The following is a 12,580-nucleotide window of genomic DNA, read 5'->3' as shown; positions in this document are numbered from 1 at the left end:
TGAGACTGACTGCAATTACCTCGCCATAACGATACACGTCACTCAATACCGATAGCATTCCAGCCCCGCTTGGTGCGGAAGGTGCGGTGGCTGGTGAAGGCAGTGATCATCTTGCCATTGGCGTTCACGTACCGGACTTCGATAGCCGAGTAGAGCGTTTTGATCTGCTCGACCTCGATGGGCCTGTCAATCACGACGCAGCCACCGATCTGCTCGATCAGGTGAGCGCGGTTCGTATCCAGTAGCCCGCGAGCGTTCTCCACGTCGGACGGGAAACGGCACAGGAAACCGGTGCGGGCATTGTACAGGTTGTAGCCGACCTTTGGCGTGAAGCCCGATACCTTCTCGATCTTCGGCTGCGGCTTGTCCACCTTGTTGGCGTTGTAGAGCTGGACCTCCATGTATTCACGCATTTCACGGCCTTCCTGACCGGCCTTCAGTATCTCGGTCCAGCAAGCAGCGTCTGCGCTCTGGGTCGCTTCCTTCAGGTTCTGTTCGGACACGCCCACGCGGTCGAGGTAGGACGTCGCCGCTTTGCTCCAGCAGTTTTCCAACTGCTCGGTCTCGGATGCCTGCGCCGCGCCGATCATCGTGGCCGTCGCCAGCAGGGCTGCTGCAATCAGTTTCATCGTAATCGTCTCGCAAATGGTTTAATCGGTTTTCTCAGCAAAAACCGTACAACTATCCGAGTTTATATTTGCTTTCGCATTAAGGTCGGTTTGCAGCTTTCGACCCGTATTTCACTACGGGTCTATGGACACCAAGACGAGGTTGGGCCTCCGGCTCAAGGCAATCCGTAAAGAGAAGAAGCTGACCCAGGACGAACTGGCCGCACGTATGGGGCGTTCGGTCGATGCCTTGTCCAACCTTGAGCGTGGCAAAAGCCTGCCGAACTTCACCACCATTGAGCTGCTATGTCAGGCTCTCGACATTCCCCTCAAGAGCCTGTTCGATTTCGAGGAAGCGGGCCTCTCCAGACGAAAAGCGCAGCTTCTCGAAGAGCTCCAGTCGATTGCGCGGGGCCTGTCCGATGCTGATCTGGAACTGGCGATTGAGCAAATCAGGGCGCTCAGTCGGCGCGGCAAATGACAGGACTATAGCACTCGGGCGGCAGCATTGTCGGCGAACAGGTCGGCGTCCCTGATATAACGTGCAAGGCTGGCCTCGGATCGATGGCCCGTCACCTGTCGGATTTTGTAGGTCGATGCCCCAGCTTGCGCCGCCGAGGTCGCAAAGCCCGCTCGCAGCGAATGGCCCGAGAACAGGGTGGGATCATATCCTGCCGCCGCGATACGGGTCTTGACGACATAGTTCACGCCCTCGCCGGAAATTCGCCAACTGCTGAGATTTCCATGCTTGTCGATGAAGGAGAAGATCGGCCCTTCGTCGCGCCCGGCCAGCACCAACCAGTCCTTCAGGGCAGTCACGGGGCAGTGACGGGTTCGACCGAACGGAACCGCGATGGTGCGTCCTTGCGCTTCCTGATCGGTTTTCGAGCGGCGGATGGTGACGATCACTCCCTTGGCGACGAATTCCACGTCGGCCACATCGAGCGCGGCAAGCTCTGATCGGCGCATGGCGGTGGCGAAGCCGAGCAGGAGCAGCGCCCGGTCCCGGACATCCTTCGGTCGGTCGCCGAGCTTGTCGAGGGCCGCGAACAGATCGTCGCGCAACAGCGCCTTTGCTTGCCGCTGGGCGACACCGAATGTCCGCCTGATGCCTCGGATGGTGGATTTGACCAACTCGGACTTTACCGGGTCACGAGCGCCGATTGCACGGTGAGCCTTGGAGATCGCGGCGAGATGCCGCCGTAATGTGGCGACCGCGTAGATACCGGCCTTCTCGGCGAGGTATTCAGCAACATCCTGCGGGGAGGAAGGGATTTGCCGCCCAGACGCTGCATAGACTGCCAGATCGGCAGCATAGGCGCGTTTTGTTGCCGGAGCGATAGAATAGGAGAGGAGATCGTGAACAGGCGTGGAAAGCCCTTGGAAAGGCTGGCCCACGAAATTGCAATTAATTGCACAAAGTTCATCTATGCGCCGGGCTGTGCAATTAATTGCAATTTTATCGCCGCCCGTCTTTCCATCTGATGAAGCCATCATGTCGGATTTTACGGAACGGGCGATTTCGCCGTCTCGGTCTTCCCCATCATGACATGCTACGCGGCGGCTGCCGCCGTAAGTGTCTGCCGGGACTGCGACATCATCTTTTGAGAAGACTGGTGTGAAACGGTCGGATTTCATTTGCCCACTCCCAGCTTGCGGGCTTGCAGACGATACGCCGCACTGAGGCGTTCGGCACGAGTACGGAAGAGATCGCCACCGCCACCCCACTTCGCCAACAATCTATCTTCCGTGTCTTCGTGGGGCTCGATCTGGCCATCCCGCTGGATATGGGCGACGTGCGCACCGTGACGTTCGACCAGGTGGCGGGCAACGAGCAGGCAGCGGTGGCATTCGAGAGGTTCATGCTCCGCGCACATGAGGGCCGGGCGGCACCTGCCAGCGATCTCCAGCACCTTGGCAATTCCGTCGAGGAAAAGAGCCGTCGTTGCCATCGCCTCGTAGTCGGCGACACCACTGGCTGGACGGCCCCCGAGTTGGTCGCCCAGATGCAGGTAGCTGATCCCGATGGAATTCAGTCGATAGCGCAGCTCCGGCTTGTTGAAGTAATGCAAGCGCGACCGAGGGCTGGAGCGGACATCCAGCACGACGCCGATGTTGGGAGCCTCGATCAACGACCGGAAATGGTCCCATGAGTGCGAAGAATGGCCAAGGCTGAAAATCGTGTTTTGCAAGCGGATACCTCCTTATATGAGGTAACTTTGCATACAGACGTCATTAATAACACCAATATATCATGTACTTAACTCATATTTCTGCACAGGCGAGTTGCTAAATTAAGACGAACGCAGCTCTTCATTCCCCTCCATCGGCCAAAGTGACCTCCTACTGTGTCCCGATCACATGCCGCTATTCTCCAGCCATTCCGAATTGGCGGCCATTGCTGTCTGATAACCAGCTTCAACCTCTTCGTCAGACAGATCAGCAATTGCCATGTAGCTCTTGCCGAAGCCGGTTGCCTTCGCCTTGGCGGCGTCGTTGTAGTTCTTCACGTAATGCTTATACGTTTCATAGAGCTTAGCCTGAACTTGAACGGAATAATTTGGCCACTTCGGGAACTTCTCAGATGGATGCTTTACCTTGACTTCATGCGGACCCTTCAGCTTAGGAAAGTGCTTCAGGGAATTTTCCGTTTGTTTCGCCTTGAAGGCTGCATACTGCTGATCGAAATCGTCTTCCGGGTCAGGTTTCGGATTGCTCTTCACTTTGAGTTTTTTCTTCACGCCAGCATTCTCCCCGGCCTTTCCTTTCCCTTCCTCGTACGAGTGCGGGGAAGCCTGTGGGCTCGTAGGAGAGTTGGAATGTAGGAGAGAAGGAAAGGAAGTGTAATCGGTTGGAGCGCCGGTTGGAGCAGTAGAAGGAGCAACCGTAGGCGCAACCGTAGGCGCATCCGTTGGTGCAAGGCTATTCTCCAAACGCTTCTTGTCCTGCGGCCTGCCCATGTATTCGAGGGCCTGCTTCGTGGGCTGCAAATAGGGACGGACTTCGGTTCCGGCGAACCTGTGGCGCTCGCGAAGAATGAAGCCATCCAAGACCAGTAGGCGAAGCGCCCGCTTTACCTGATCACGAGAAAGCCCGGTCCACTCCGCCCAATTGTTGAGCGGGTACGCAGCCCATTTTCCAGGCTTGCCACGAGCACGGGCAGACGATCCCCGCCAGCGGTAGATGACTTCTTTCAGGAGCTTCGCGGCATTCGGTTCCTGCAACACCCATACTTTGAAGTCGGCATGGTCCTGCAGGTGATAGGATTTTGGATCATTAGTCATTCTTCAGTCCAATTCCGACGGTCGCGATTGCGGAGCACAAAACGATGATAGCGAGCGCCGAATGGCGCTCCGTCGGTGCTCAAAGAGTTTGTCAGCAGTCCACTTGTCGCATCGAGCGATGACGATCGCCACGAGATCATGTCGATCATGGGCGATCCTCCCTGTGGCACGGGACTGACACGCTGCTGACACGTGACTGTTGATTTTCCACTGAGAATACAGGGTTTGGGATGACCGCTGCTGGTAACATGTGCTAACTCCCAACCACCGATTGCTTTCGGTTCAGGGGCCTTGACATCGTAGGGGTCACAAGTTCGATCCTTGTCACGCCCACCATCCTTTCAAGCACTTACGTGCAGCCCACAAAGTTCTCCATAGGTTCGATGAACCTTGGAGGACCAAGCGGAAGGATAAGGCCGCTTTGCGCGGATCCAATTTCCCACAAGGTGCGACTATGGCGGTCCTTACTGAGAGGGCACGGTCATGAATTTATTTGTCTGCGGCGGTCGAGAATACCGAGACCGCGCTTCCCTCTATGCTAAGCGGGACGCGCTGCATCTAAGGATGACCGCGCTGATGTGCGGCGGCGCCCGAGGTGCAGATAACCTGGCCTACGACCGGGATCTTTCACGCAAGTTCCATTGCGAGCGCTCTTTCTTGATCAGCCACCCCTGATATTCGACCGGCCTGACTCTGTCTTGACGTCGCAGGCGCGGTATGCGGTTTTCAGGGATTAACCGTCGGCGGCCGGCGCTTGCTGGTCTCAACCTGACCGTCTCCCCGGCGATGCAGCCCCTCATTTTCAAGATCGAACCAGCCGCCATCCGGGTTGAGGCTCCAGCGCATTGCGAGAACCGCTTTATGCCGGGTGGCCGTGGAGAGCGCGATCGGGATGAAGCGGTCAACATGGTCGGATGGGCGAAACATCCGCCCCCCATTCACCGGCCTGCGCAACTCCGCGCCAAAGGCGGTCGCGACGACACCGAGCGGGCCGGCGATCAACAGCGCCGCCTCCGGACGCGCCGGTTCCGCTCGGCACGCCTCCGAAATCAGACGACCGCCCAAAACGCGGCCCTTTCCGCATCAGCCGTCAGATCCCGTCAACCCTCTCGAACGCTCCCTGAACGGCATGGCGAAGGATCGTGCCGAGCGCCCCGGCGAGATCTTCGACCTTGTCGGGCGCCATCAGCGAACCGCCAAGCCGGGGGTTCATCTCGAGGATCTTCAGAGCGCCCGTGGCGGAGAAGCGATGGTCGATCGCCACGGGTCCATCATAGCCGAGCGGCGCGAGAACGCGTGCGAATGCCGCAAGCGTCGCATCCGTCGCCGCTGCGGTGCCGCGGGCGACGGCGTTTCCAGGTCGCTGGATCGCCTGAGGCTCCGCAAGTTCGCAGGTATAGGTACGATGCCAGAGGATTTCGCCGTCGCGGCAGACGGCATGGGTGACATGGTCGAAGGCGCTGGCAACGAGTTCCTGGAGGATGAAAGGCCGGTCACGCCACGGATCGATGCAGAGGAGGTCGCGAAGATGATCCGCCGAACGCACGATCGTGACCCCCGCGCTCGCGTTCAGGTCCGTTCGTTTCAGAACGCAGGGAAAGACAGGCGCTTCGGCCGCATAGGTCCGAGGACAGAGATCGCCCAAACCGTGTTCATCGACATAATCGGCAAAGCGGCCCTTGTCGCCGAGCGTGTCGACGGCGGTGAGCGAGGGAAACAGCGACCGACAGTCGCGCGGGCAGAGGCGCGCATGCGCCTCCATCAACGGGATGACGACTGCGTTCCGCCGCTGCTTCAGGAGCGCCCGCAAAGCCTGCGGATCGTCGCCCGGAAGCGTGCGGACATCGCCGATACCGATGTGCTGCCAGACGGGCGCGGAGCGCGACAAGGCACGGACCCAGCTTCGCGAATGGGTTCCGAACATGACCACCGTTTCCGGCGGCGCGGATCCGGCGAAAATCGACATGGCGCTCCGTCTTGCAAGGGAAGGATCATCGCCTGAGGGGCAGATGGTCTTCGGGACTGCGTTTGCGGCCGGCGCCTGCCCTCCTATACGAAATAAGGCAGACCCGGCACGACCGGGCGCGGCTTACACAGTCCCCGCGCCGATCTCAAGAGGCAGTGACGCTTCCCCCACGCTGCGCGCGCGGCCCTGGCGGTCCGGTGGCGCATTCACGCGGATCTGGCGGGTGCCGGCGTGGTCTGCGCCACGGTCTCCTCCCGCGCTTCGGCCGCCGCATAGGCCTGCGCCAGGAGGGCGCAGGCGAAGAGCTGGATCTGGTGAAACAGCATCAGCGGCAGCACGATCAACGCCATGGAGGGACCGGAAAAAAGAATGCCCGCCATTGGAATTCCGGTGGCAAGGCTCTTCTTCGAACCGCAGAAGAGGATGGCGATCCGGTCGGGGCGGCTGAAGCCGAGAACGCGCGCAGAAACGGAAACGACCCCCATGACGGCGGCCAGGAGCACGACGCAGAAGCCGAAGACCCAGACGAGATCGAGGGGGGCGACCCGCGACCAGATGCCCTCCACCACGCCCTCGCTGAAGGCGGCGTAAACCGTCAGCACGATCGCGCCGCGATCGACGAAGGAGGTCAACCGCTTCCGCCCTGCCAGCCAGGAGCCGATCAGGGGGCGGAAAAGCTGTCCCGCAAGGAAGGGCAGGAGGATCTGCGCGGCGATGTCGAGGACCGCGCGCGCGTCGAAGCCGCCGGTGGCGCCGGTCAGAAGCAGCGCCACGAGGAGCGGTGTCACGACGACGCCGAGAAGGTTCGAGAGGCTGGCACTGGTCAGCGCCGCCGCGACATTGCCCCGCGCGATCGACGTGAAGGCGATCGACGACTGCACCGTCGAGGGCAGCAGGCTGAGATAGAGGAGGCCGGTGCGAAGGTCCGGCGGCAGAACGGGCGCGGAGAGCGCGGCGACGGCACATCCGAGCAGGGGGAACAGCGCATAGGTGGACAGGAACACCGTGCCCTGCAGACGCCAGTGGGAAAGCCCGTCGAGCACTGCCTTCGGCGAGAGCCGGGCACCGTAAAGGAAGAACAGCAGCCCGATCGCCGCGCTGACGAGATAGCCGAAGGCTTGAGCCGCCGCGCCGCTCACCGGCAGAACGGCAGCGAAGGCAATGGTGGCGATCAGGACGAGGATATAGGGATCGAAACGGACACGCGGCAGGTTCGGCATGAAAGAACTCCGGAAACGGGCCGCACGATGGCGTGTTCGCGACGCGGATGGAAGACGGCCTCCTCGACGTACAGTCATCGTGGTTCGTGATGAGCACAAGTCCTGCCCGCCCCTTGTCGGAACGCTCCGGTCGGTGCCGAAGCCCGCCGGATGTGTCGACCAGCAGGCCGCGCCCGCATCCTTGCGCCGCGTCCATGAAAGGCACTATGCTCGTGCAACCCGCATCCGCCATCATGGATCGTGAATTGCCGAAGTCGATCGATCCCGCGCTGATCCTGTCGCTGGTCACCGTTGCCGAAAAGCGCAGCTTCACGCTGGCGGCCGAGCGTCTCGGCCTGCGCCAGTCGACCGTCAGCCAGCATGTCAGACGGCTGGAGACGCTGCTCGGGCGGCCGTTGCTCAGGCGCGACACCCATTCGGTGGCGACGACCCCGGACGGCGACGTCGTCCTCGAACTCGGGCGGGACCTGCTCAAGGCGCAGGCGCGCATCCTCCAGCACGCAGAAGGAGCCGCCCTGCAGGGCAGCCTGCGGGTCGGGGCGTCGGAGGATCTCGCCTTTTCCCTTCTGCCGCGCGTGCTCGCCCGCTTCGCCCACGCCCATCCGGCGGTGTCGCTCGAACTGACGGTCGGGCTCAGCGGGCCGCTCTACGACGCCTTCGACGCGGGCCGCCTCGACGTCATCTTCGTCAAGCGGCGGGGCGGCGACCGCCGGGGCGAGGTCGCCTGGAGCGAGGACCTCGCCTGGATCGCCGCGCCCGGCACCGCGCCCGATCCGGCAACGCCACTGCCGCTGGTGCTCTATCCGCCGCCGAGCATCACCCGGACCGCCGCGCTCTCGGCGCTGGAGAAAGCGGGCCGCCGCTGGCATGTCGCCTGCACCTGCGCCAGCCTCAATGCGCTACGCGCCGCCGCGATCGCGGGCCTCGGCGTCGTGCCGCATTCGGCGCGCCTCATTCCCGAAGGCCTCGTCGTCGTCGCGCCGGTCGAGGGGCTGCCGCCGCTCGGGCGGATCGAATTCGTCGTCATCGGCCCCGGGCGCCACGATCGCCTCGCAAGCGCGCTGGCCGACACGTTTCTTGAGGCGTCGAAGGGCGAGATCTCCTCGCCTTAAAGCGTGTCTCGCAAAGGTTCGCAGCGGTTTTGCGAAAAGACACGCGTAAAAACAAAGACCTGAAGCGTAGGGGCGAATCTGAAAGATCGCGACACGCCTTAGGCCGCAGGCTCACAGAAAGAAATCCGCCGTGCGCAGCACCGCCGTTCCGTTCAGCATCAGGCTGATGTCGGCGACGCCGTCGCCATCGAGGTCGCCCTCGACCAGCGTCTTGCCGGACTGGCGGGAAAAACGCAGCTCTCCGGCAGCACCGCTGAAGACCTTGTAGCCGATCGGGTCGAAGGCCTGGTCGCCGGAAAGCGTCAGGTCGGCGTCGATGCCGCGAAGGTCGATGCGGTCTTTCTCGGCGCGGCGGAAATCGACGATCAGGTCGGTCTCGAGCGGCGTCGACGCCGCCGCATCGCCGAAGACGAACACGTCGGCGCCGCGGCCGCCGGTCAGCTTGTCGGCGCCCAAATCGCCGGACAGCCGGTCGTCGCCGGCATCGCCGCGCAGGATGTCGCGGCCGTTGCCGCCCTTCAGCACGTCCCTGCCCTCGCCGCCGATCAGCGTGTCGTTGCCGTCGCCGCCCGACAAAAGGTCGTTGCCCTTGCCGGTCATCACCTTGTCCTTGCCGGCCCGCGCATCGACAACGTCGTCGTAGCGGCTCGCGGTGATCACGTCGTCGAGGTCGGTACCGGCCAGTGTCTCGACATCGGTGTCGCCATAATATTTGCGCATCAGCGCATAGGCGAGAGGATCGTAGCTCCTCAGTTCCGTGCGCGTGTCGGGCTGGCCGGGAAAATAGGCCTTGTCGCGCTCGACGTTGAAATAGCGCTGCGTCATCTCCGCCCAGTATTCCTGGCGATTCGTCATCGCATAGAGGCCTTCCCAGAGGCCCTTGGCCCTGGCATTGGCGAAGGCGCGGTCGATCTCGCGGGCGGCGCCGGCACCGGTGTCGACGGCGAGGTTCATGACGCCATGGCCGAACTCGTGGACGAGGATGCTCTCCATGCCGCCATAGGGATCGGAGGGCAGCTTCAGGAGATTCGCCTCGCTGGTCGAGGACATCGGCCGGCCGAGGACGCCGCCGACGCCGGCATAGCTGTCCCAGTCCGTCCCCGGGAAACGACTGTAGAGATCGCGATAGTCCGGCAACTGGGTCAGGCGCTCGCCTTCCGCGATGATGCCGATCTTGGCGCCGTTGCGCACCAGCGCCTTCAGAAGCTGATCATTGCCCTGCAGCATGTCGACGACGATGTTGTAGGCAAGCTGGAAGGCCGCCTTGTCGACCTGGCGCGAGCCGAGGATCGGGATGCCTCCGGCATCGACGTAGTATTTGTAGAAGCCGCCGCCGCTGAGCTTCGAGGGCGGCGCCTTGACCGTTACGGTTCCATTCTTCAAGGCCATCGCCCGCTCCCCTTCCCCATCCGCTTGCTCCGGCGGGAAAAGCGCCGTTGCGGCACGATCGTGGCCCGGCAAGGCTGCCGGAACCAAGCGCCATTTTTGGTCGCAATACCATTCCCGTCGAAAACGGGAGAATAGTTGACTAGGAAACCAAATACGACTAGTTTCCTAGTCAACAAAAGGAGCCTGCATGGCGACGGACGAAGAGATCGCACCCCTGACGCGCCACACAGGCTATTGGCTGCGCCTCGTCTCGAACCACGTCTCCCAGGCCTTTGCCCGCCGCGTGGAGGAGCGCGGCGTGACGGTGGCGGAATGGGTGGTGCTGCGCGATCTCTTCGACCACGGGGCGCTGGCGCCCGGGCATCTCGCCGTCAAGATCGGCTGGACCCGGGGGGCGATCAGCAAGCTCGCCGACCGGCTTCTCGCCAAGGGCCTGATCCACCGCCAGGCCGACCCGCAGGACGGCCGCGGCCAGATCCTGTCACTGACGGCGGCGGGCCGGGCGCTGGTGCCGGACCTCGCCCGGTGCGCGGACGAGAACGATGCCGCCTTCTTCGGTCATCTCACCGTAGAAGACCGGCAGTTGCTCGATCGGCTCCTGAAAGACCTGTCTGCCCGGCACGGGCCGAACGCCACCCCGGTCGACTGACCGACGTTGAGGACGAGAAGACGATGATCGAGAGCAAGACCAGAGACACCATCCACGCCTGCCACATCGCCACCGACACGGATGCGATGGATTTTCCCGAGATCGTCGGCCGGCTGATCTCAGCCGGCGTCGAAAGCTATGCCGTCGATTTCCGCCGCCGCAGCAAGACCTATTACCTTCCGGACGGCGACAGCCTCGTGCTCGAAAGCCCGGCCCATGACGGGTTCGTCGCGGCGCGTTTCGACGCGGGCGCGATCGAGGCCGCCGTCAGGGAGGCGCAAGCCAAACTTCCGGGCTACAGCTATGCCGGCTTCTGCGGGAAGGTAATGGCGGCGGGCTGCGCCGGCTACATCGTCTCGTTTCCGGGACGCCGCGCCGTCTATCTCGGGCGGACGGCGGAAACGCATGTGGAGCATTTTCCGCCGGCGCCGTGAGAAGGGCTCAGGCAAGCCTGTCAAGATCCTGCCAGAAGGCCTCCGGGATCGGGGCAGACGACCAGGCCAGATTTTCCGCCACCCGCCCGACGCGGCTCATGCCGAGAACGGCGGCGGAGACCTGGGGATGGCGAAGCGGAAACTGGATTGCGGCGGCCTGAAGCGGCACGCCGTGTTCCGCGGCGAGCGCGGCGATGCGCCGGGCCCGCGCGACGATCTCGGGCGGCGGCGCGCCATAATCATAGGTGGCAGCCGCAGCATCCGGCCCTGATGCGAGGATGCCGGAATTGAACACGCCGGCGACGACGATCTCCGTCCCCTTGCGCGCCGCAGCCGGGAAGAGATCGGCTTCCGCCCGCCGGTCGAGCAGCGTGTAGCGCCCGGCCATCATCACCGCGTCGAAATCGCCGGCCTCGACGAAGCGGGTGGCGACGTCGCTCTCGTTGACGCCGACGCCGATGGCGCGGACATGGCCGGCCTTGCGCAGGTCGGCAAGCGCCCGGTAGCTGCCCTCCATCGCCTCGTGGAAGCGACGCTCATAGGCATCGCCATGGGTGAAGCGGTCGACGTCGTGGATATAGACGAGATCGATCGCGGCGATGCCGAGCCGGTTCGCCGACTGTTCGAGCGCGCGCATCGTGCCGGCATAGCCGTAGTCGACCACGGGCTTCAGCCGGAGGGGGGCCGCCCAGTTGCCATAATCGACGGCCTCGCCATAGGGCAGCACCATGTACCGGCCGACCTTGGTGGAGAGCGTGAACGTATCGCGCGGCACGCTGCGCAGGAACTGGCCGAGGCGCAGTTCGCTGAGACCATAGCCGTAGAACGGCGCGGTATCGAAATAGCGCAGGCCGGCCGCATAGGCTTCACGGAGCACCGCGCGGGCGGCGTCCTCGGAGACATCGCGATAGAGCGTGCCGATGCCGCTGGCGCCGAAGCCGAGGCGGGAGGCGAAACCGATGCGCGCGCGGGAGGGCTGGTCGAGTGTCATCGCCCCATCTCCTCAGCCGGAAAATCCCGGCAGCCGGTAGGCCTCGACCGCGTTCAGGCCGAAGATCTTCGCGCGGTCGGCCTCGGAAAGATCCGTCAGGCATTCCTTCAGCGCGTCGATCACGCGGTCATACTCCGCGGCGACGAGGCAGACCGGCCAGTCGGTGCCGAACAGGCAGCGGTCGACGCCGAAGATGTCGAGAACCTCGTGCACATAGGGTTTCAGGTCCTGCGGCGTCCAGCTCTGCCAGTCGGCCTCGGTCACCATGCCGGACAGCTTGCACCAGACATGGCCGCGCTCGGCGCGAAAGCCGCGCATCGTGCGCGACCATTCGGAGAAATCCCGCTCGCGGATGTTCGGCTTGGAAATATGGTCGAGGACGAAGCGCAGTCCCGGAAAGGCCTCCGCCGTGCGGACGCAGGCGCGCAATTGCGGCATGTTCGGCACGAAATCGTAGACGAGGCCGGCAGCCTCGACCGCCTTGAGGCCGGCGACCACGTCGTCGCGCAGCAGCCAGTCCGGGTCCTCCTCGAGCTGGATCAGGTGGCGGATGCCGACCAGCCATTGTCCCTGCGGGCTTGCCTGCAGTTCGGCAAGCGTCTCCCCGACCTTCGGATCGGTGAGGTCGACCCAGCCGACAACGCCGGCGACAAAATCGGTTTCCTCGGCCGTGCGGATAAAGTCCCACGTCTCCGACAAGCCGTTCCACGTCTGCACCAGCACGGTGCCGGTAACGCCATTGGCACCGAGCTCCGGGCGCAGGTCGCCGGGCGCGAAGACGCGGTCGAGGGCCGCGAAGGGTCCGCTCAGCCACGCATAATGCTCCTCCCCGGCCGGCGCCCAGAAATGCTGATGCGAATCGATAACAGGTGATGCCATGCCGGTTCCTCCGAAAGGCAGCAGGGAGCAGCGGACGGGATGCCTGCG

General features: G+C 63.2%; 16 protein-coding genes. 5 read left to right on the top strand and 11 right to left on the bottom strand.

Translation table 11 applies throughout. The annotated features are described in order from the left end of the window. Window positions 1-38: 38 nt before the first annotated feature. Window positions 39-629, bottom strand: coding sequence for a hypothetical protein (locus ACEVQ6_RS03600; protein WP_374887534.1), 591 nt, complete (start codon window positions 627-629; stop codon window positions 39-41). A gap of 124 nt (window positions 630-753) precedes the next feature. Between ACEVQ6_RS03600 and ACEVQ6_RS03595 the strand changes: the two genes are divergently transcribed. After that, window positions 754-1,089: a helix-turn-helix domain-containing protein gene (locus tag ACEVQ6_RS03595; protein WP_374887533.1), complete on the top strand. Its 336-nt coding sequence runs from the start codon at window positions 754-756 to the stop codon at window positions 1,087-1,089. Window positions 1,090-1,094: 5 nt separating this feature from the next. Here the strand turns inward: ACEVQ6_RS03595 and ACEVQ6_RS03590 are convergent, their stop codons facing one another. The 4 genes from ACEVQ6_RS03590 to ACEVQ6_RS03575 form a co-directional block, all read right to left on the bottom strand. After that, window positions 1,095-2,246 carry a site-specific integrase gene (locus ACEVQ6_RS03590; protein ID WP_374887532.1) on the bottom strand — a complete coding sequence of 384 codons (1,152 nt, stop codon included), beginning with the start codon at window positions 2,244-2,246 and terminating at the stop codon, window positions 1,095-1,097. Next, window positions 2,243-2,800 carry a DUF488 domain-containing protein gene (locus ACEVQ6_RS03585; protein WP_374887531.1) on the bottom strand — a complete coding sequence of 186 codons (558 nt, stop codon included), beginning with the start codon at window positions 2,798-2,800 and terminating at the stop codon, window positions 2,243-2,245. Before ACEVQ6_RS03585 ends, ACEVQ6_RS03590 begins: the two co-directional genes overlap by 4 nt. A gap of 165 nt (window positions 2,801-2,965) precedes the next feature. Next, window positions 2,966-3,892: a hypothetical protein gene (locus tag ACEVQ6_RS03580; RefSeq protein ID WP_374887530.1), complete on the bottom strand. Its 927-nt coding sequence runs from the start codon at window positions 3,890-3,892 to the stop codon at window positions 2,966-2,968. After that, the gene (locus ACEVQ6_RS03575) at window positions 3,889-4,041 is read right to left on the bottom strand and encodes a hypothetical protein (RefSeq protein WP_374887529.1); all 153 of its coding nucleotides are present in this window, start codon (window positions 4,039-4,041) and stop codon (window positions 3,889-3,891) included. Before ACEVQ6_RS03575 ends, ACEVQ6_RS03580 begins: the two co-directional genes overlap by 4 nt. A 334-nt stretch (window positions 4,042-4,375) precedes the next feature. On the opposite strand from ACEVQ6_RS03575, the gene ACEVQ6_RS03570 reads away from it, so the two are divergent. Next, the gene (locus tag ACEVQ6_RS03570; protein WP_374887528.1) at window positions 4,376-4,567 is read left to right on the top strand and encodes an SLOG family protein; all 192 of its coding nucleotides are present in this window, start codon (window positions 4,376-4,378) and stop codon (window positions 4,565-4,567) included. 51 nt (window positions 4,568-4,618) lie between these two features. Here ACEVQ6_RS03570 and ACEVQ6_RS03565 read toward each other — a convergent pair whose 3' ends face one another. The 3 genes from ACEVQ6_RS03565 to ACEVQ6_RS03555 form a co-directional block, all read right to left on the bottom strand. Then, entirely contained in the window at window positions 4,619-4,894 is a 276-nt protein-coding gene (locus ACEVQ6_RS03565) for a hypothetical protein (protein ID WP_374887527.1), read from the bottom strand. A gap of 88 nt (window positions 4,895-4,982) precedes the next feature. Continuing rightward, complete coding sequence (locus tag ACEVQ6_RS03560; RefSeq protein ID WP_374887526.1) at window positions 4,983-5,816, bottom strand: hypothetical protein; 834 nt, start codon at window positions 5,814-5,816, stop codon at window positions 4,983-4,985. Window positions 5,817-6,064: 248 nt separating this feature from the next. Further along, on the bottom strand, window positions 6,065-7,069 hold the full coding sequence (locus ACEVQ6_RS03555; RefSeq protein ID WP_374887793.1) for a bile acid:sodium symporter family protein: 1,005 nt from the start codon (window positions 7,067-7,069) through the stop codon (window positions 6,065-6,067). A gap of 242 nt (window positions 7,070-7,311) precedes the next feature. Here ACEVQ6_RS03555 and ACEVQ6_RS03550 point away from each other — a divergent pair, with 242 nt between their 5' ends. Then, on the top strand, window positions 7,312-8,190 hold the full coding sequence (locus tag ACEVQ6_RS03550; RefSeq protein WP_374887791.1) for a LysR family transcriptional regulator: 879 nt from the start codon (window positions 7,312-7,314) through the stop codon (window positions 8,188-8,190). Between the two features lie 111 nt (window positions 8,191-8,301). On the opposite strand, the gene ACEVQ6_RS03545 is transcribed toward ACEVQ6_RS03550, so the two are convergent. Further along, window positions 8,302-9,579 (bottom strand): M10 family metallopeptidase C-terminal domain-containing protein, encoded by a 1,278-nt coding sequence (locus ACEVQ6_RS03545; RefSeq protein ID WP_374887525.1) that lies wholly within the window; start codon window positions 9,577-9,579, stop codon window positions 8,302-8,304. A gap of 187 nt (window positions 9,580-9,766) precedes the next feature. On the opposite strand from ACEVQ6_RS03545, the gene ACEVQ6_RS03540 reads away from it, so the two are divergent. Both ACEVQ6_RS03540 and ACEVQ6_RS03535 read left to right on the top strand, forming a co-directional pair. After that, window positions 9,767-10,228 carry a MarR family winged helix-turn-helix transcriptional regulator gene (locus ACEVQ6_RS03540; RefSeq protein ID WP_374887524.1) on the top strand — a complete coding sequence of 154 codons (462 nt, stop codon included), beginning with the start codon at window positions 9,767-9,769 and terminating at the stop codon, window positions 10,226-10,228. A gap of 23 nt (window positions 10,229-10,251) precedes the next feature. Continuing rightward, entirely contained in the window at window positions 10,252-10,662 is a 411-nt protein-coding gene (locus ACEVQ6_RS03535; RefSeq protein ID WP_374887523.1) for a DUF1398 domain-containing protein, read from the top strand. 7 nt (window positions 10,663-10,669) lie between these two features. Here the strand turns inward: ACEVQ6_RS03535 and ACEVQ6_RS03530 are convergent, their stop codons facing one another. Together ACEVQ6_RS03530 and ACEVQ6_RS03525 are read right to left on the bottom strand one after the other, a co-directional pair. Beyond that, window positions 10,670-11,653 carry an aldo/keto reductase gene (locus tag ACEVQ6_RS03530; protein WP_374887522.1) on the bottom strand — a complete coding sequence of 328 codons (984 nt, stop codon included), beginning with the start codon at window positions 11,651-11,653 and terminating at the stop codon, window positions 10,670-10,672. A 12-nt stretch (window positions 11,654-11,665) separates the two neighbouring features. Continuing rightward, window positions 11,666-12,532, bottom strand: coding sequence for an amidohydrolase family protein (locus ACEVQ6_RS03525; RefSeq protein ID WP_374887521.1), 867 nt, complete (start codon window positions 12,530-12,532; stop codon window positions 11,666-11,668). Window positions 12,533-12,580: the final 48 nt, after the last annotated feature.

Source organism: Ensifer soli (genome assembly GCF_041928815.1).
Lineage (GTDB): Bacteria > Pseudomonadota > Alphaproteobacteria > Rhizobiales > Rhizobiaceae > JBHFEI01.
This window is presented reverse-complemented; position numbering and strand designations above follow the sequence as displayed.

Bases quoted from the DNA above. Each gene is read 5' to 3' on its own strand.
- ACEVQ6_RS03600 (WP_374887534.1), bottom strand. From the start codon at position 629: ATGAAACTGATTGCAGCAGCCCTGCTGGCGACGGCCACGATGATCGGC.
- ACEVQ6_RS03595 (WP_374887533.1), top strand. From the start codon at position 754: ATGGACACCAAGACGAGGTTGGGCCTCCGGCTCAAGGCAATCCGTAAA.
- ACEVQ6_RS03590 (WP_374887532.1), bottom strand. From the start codon at position 2,246: ATGAAATCCGACCGTTTCACACCAGTCTTCTCAAAAGATGATGTCGCA.
- ACEVQ6_RS03580 (WP_374887530.1), bottom strand. From the start codon at position 3,892: ATGACTAATGATCCAAAATCCTATCACCTGCAGGACCATGCCGACTTC.
- ACEVQ6_RS03575 (WP_374887529.1), bottom strand. From the start codon at position 4,041: ATGATCGACATGATCTCGTGGCGATCGTCATCGCTCGATGCGACAAGT.
- ACEVQ6_RS03570 (WP_374887528.1), top strand. From the start codon at position 4,376: ATGAATTTATTTGTCTGCGGCGGTCGAGAATACCGAGACCGCGCTTCC.
- ACEVQ6_RS03560 (WP_374887526.1), bottom strand. From the start codon at position 5,816: ATGTTCGGAACCCATTCGCGAAGCTGGGTCCGTGCCTTGTCGCGCTCC.
- ACEVQ6_RS03550 (WP_374887791.1), top strand. From the start codon at position 7,312: ATGGATCGTGAATTGCCGAAGTCGATCGATCCCGCGCTGATCCTGTCG.
- ACEVQ6_RS03545 (WP_374887525.1), bottom strand. From the start codon at position 9,579: ATGGCCTTGAAGAATGGAACCGTAACGGTCAAGGCGCCGCCCTCGAAG.
- ACEVQ6_RS03540 (WP_374887524.1), top strand. From the start codon at position 9,767: ATGGCGACGGACGAAGAGATCGCACCCCTGACGCGCCACACAGGCTAT.
- ACEVQ6_RS03535 (WP_374887523.1), top strand. From the start codon at position 10,252: ATGATCGAGAGCAAGACCAGAGACACCATCCACGCCTGCCACATCGCC.
- ACEVQ6_RS03530 (WP_374887522.1), bottom strand. From the start codon at position 11,653: ATGACACTCGACCAGCCCTCCCGCGCGCGCATCGGTTTCGCCTCCCGC.
- ACEVQ6_RS03525 (WP_374887521.1), bottom strand. From the start codon at position 12,532: ATGGCATCACCTGTTATCGATTCGCATCAGCATTTCTGGGCGCCGGCC.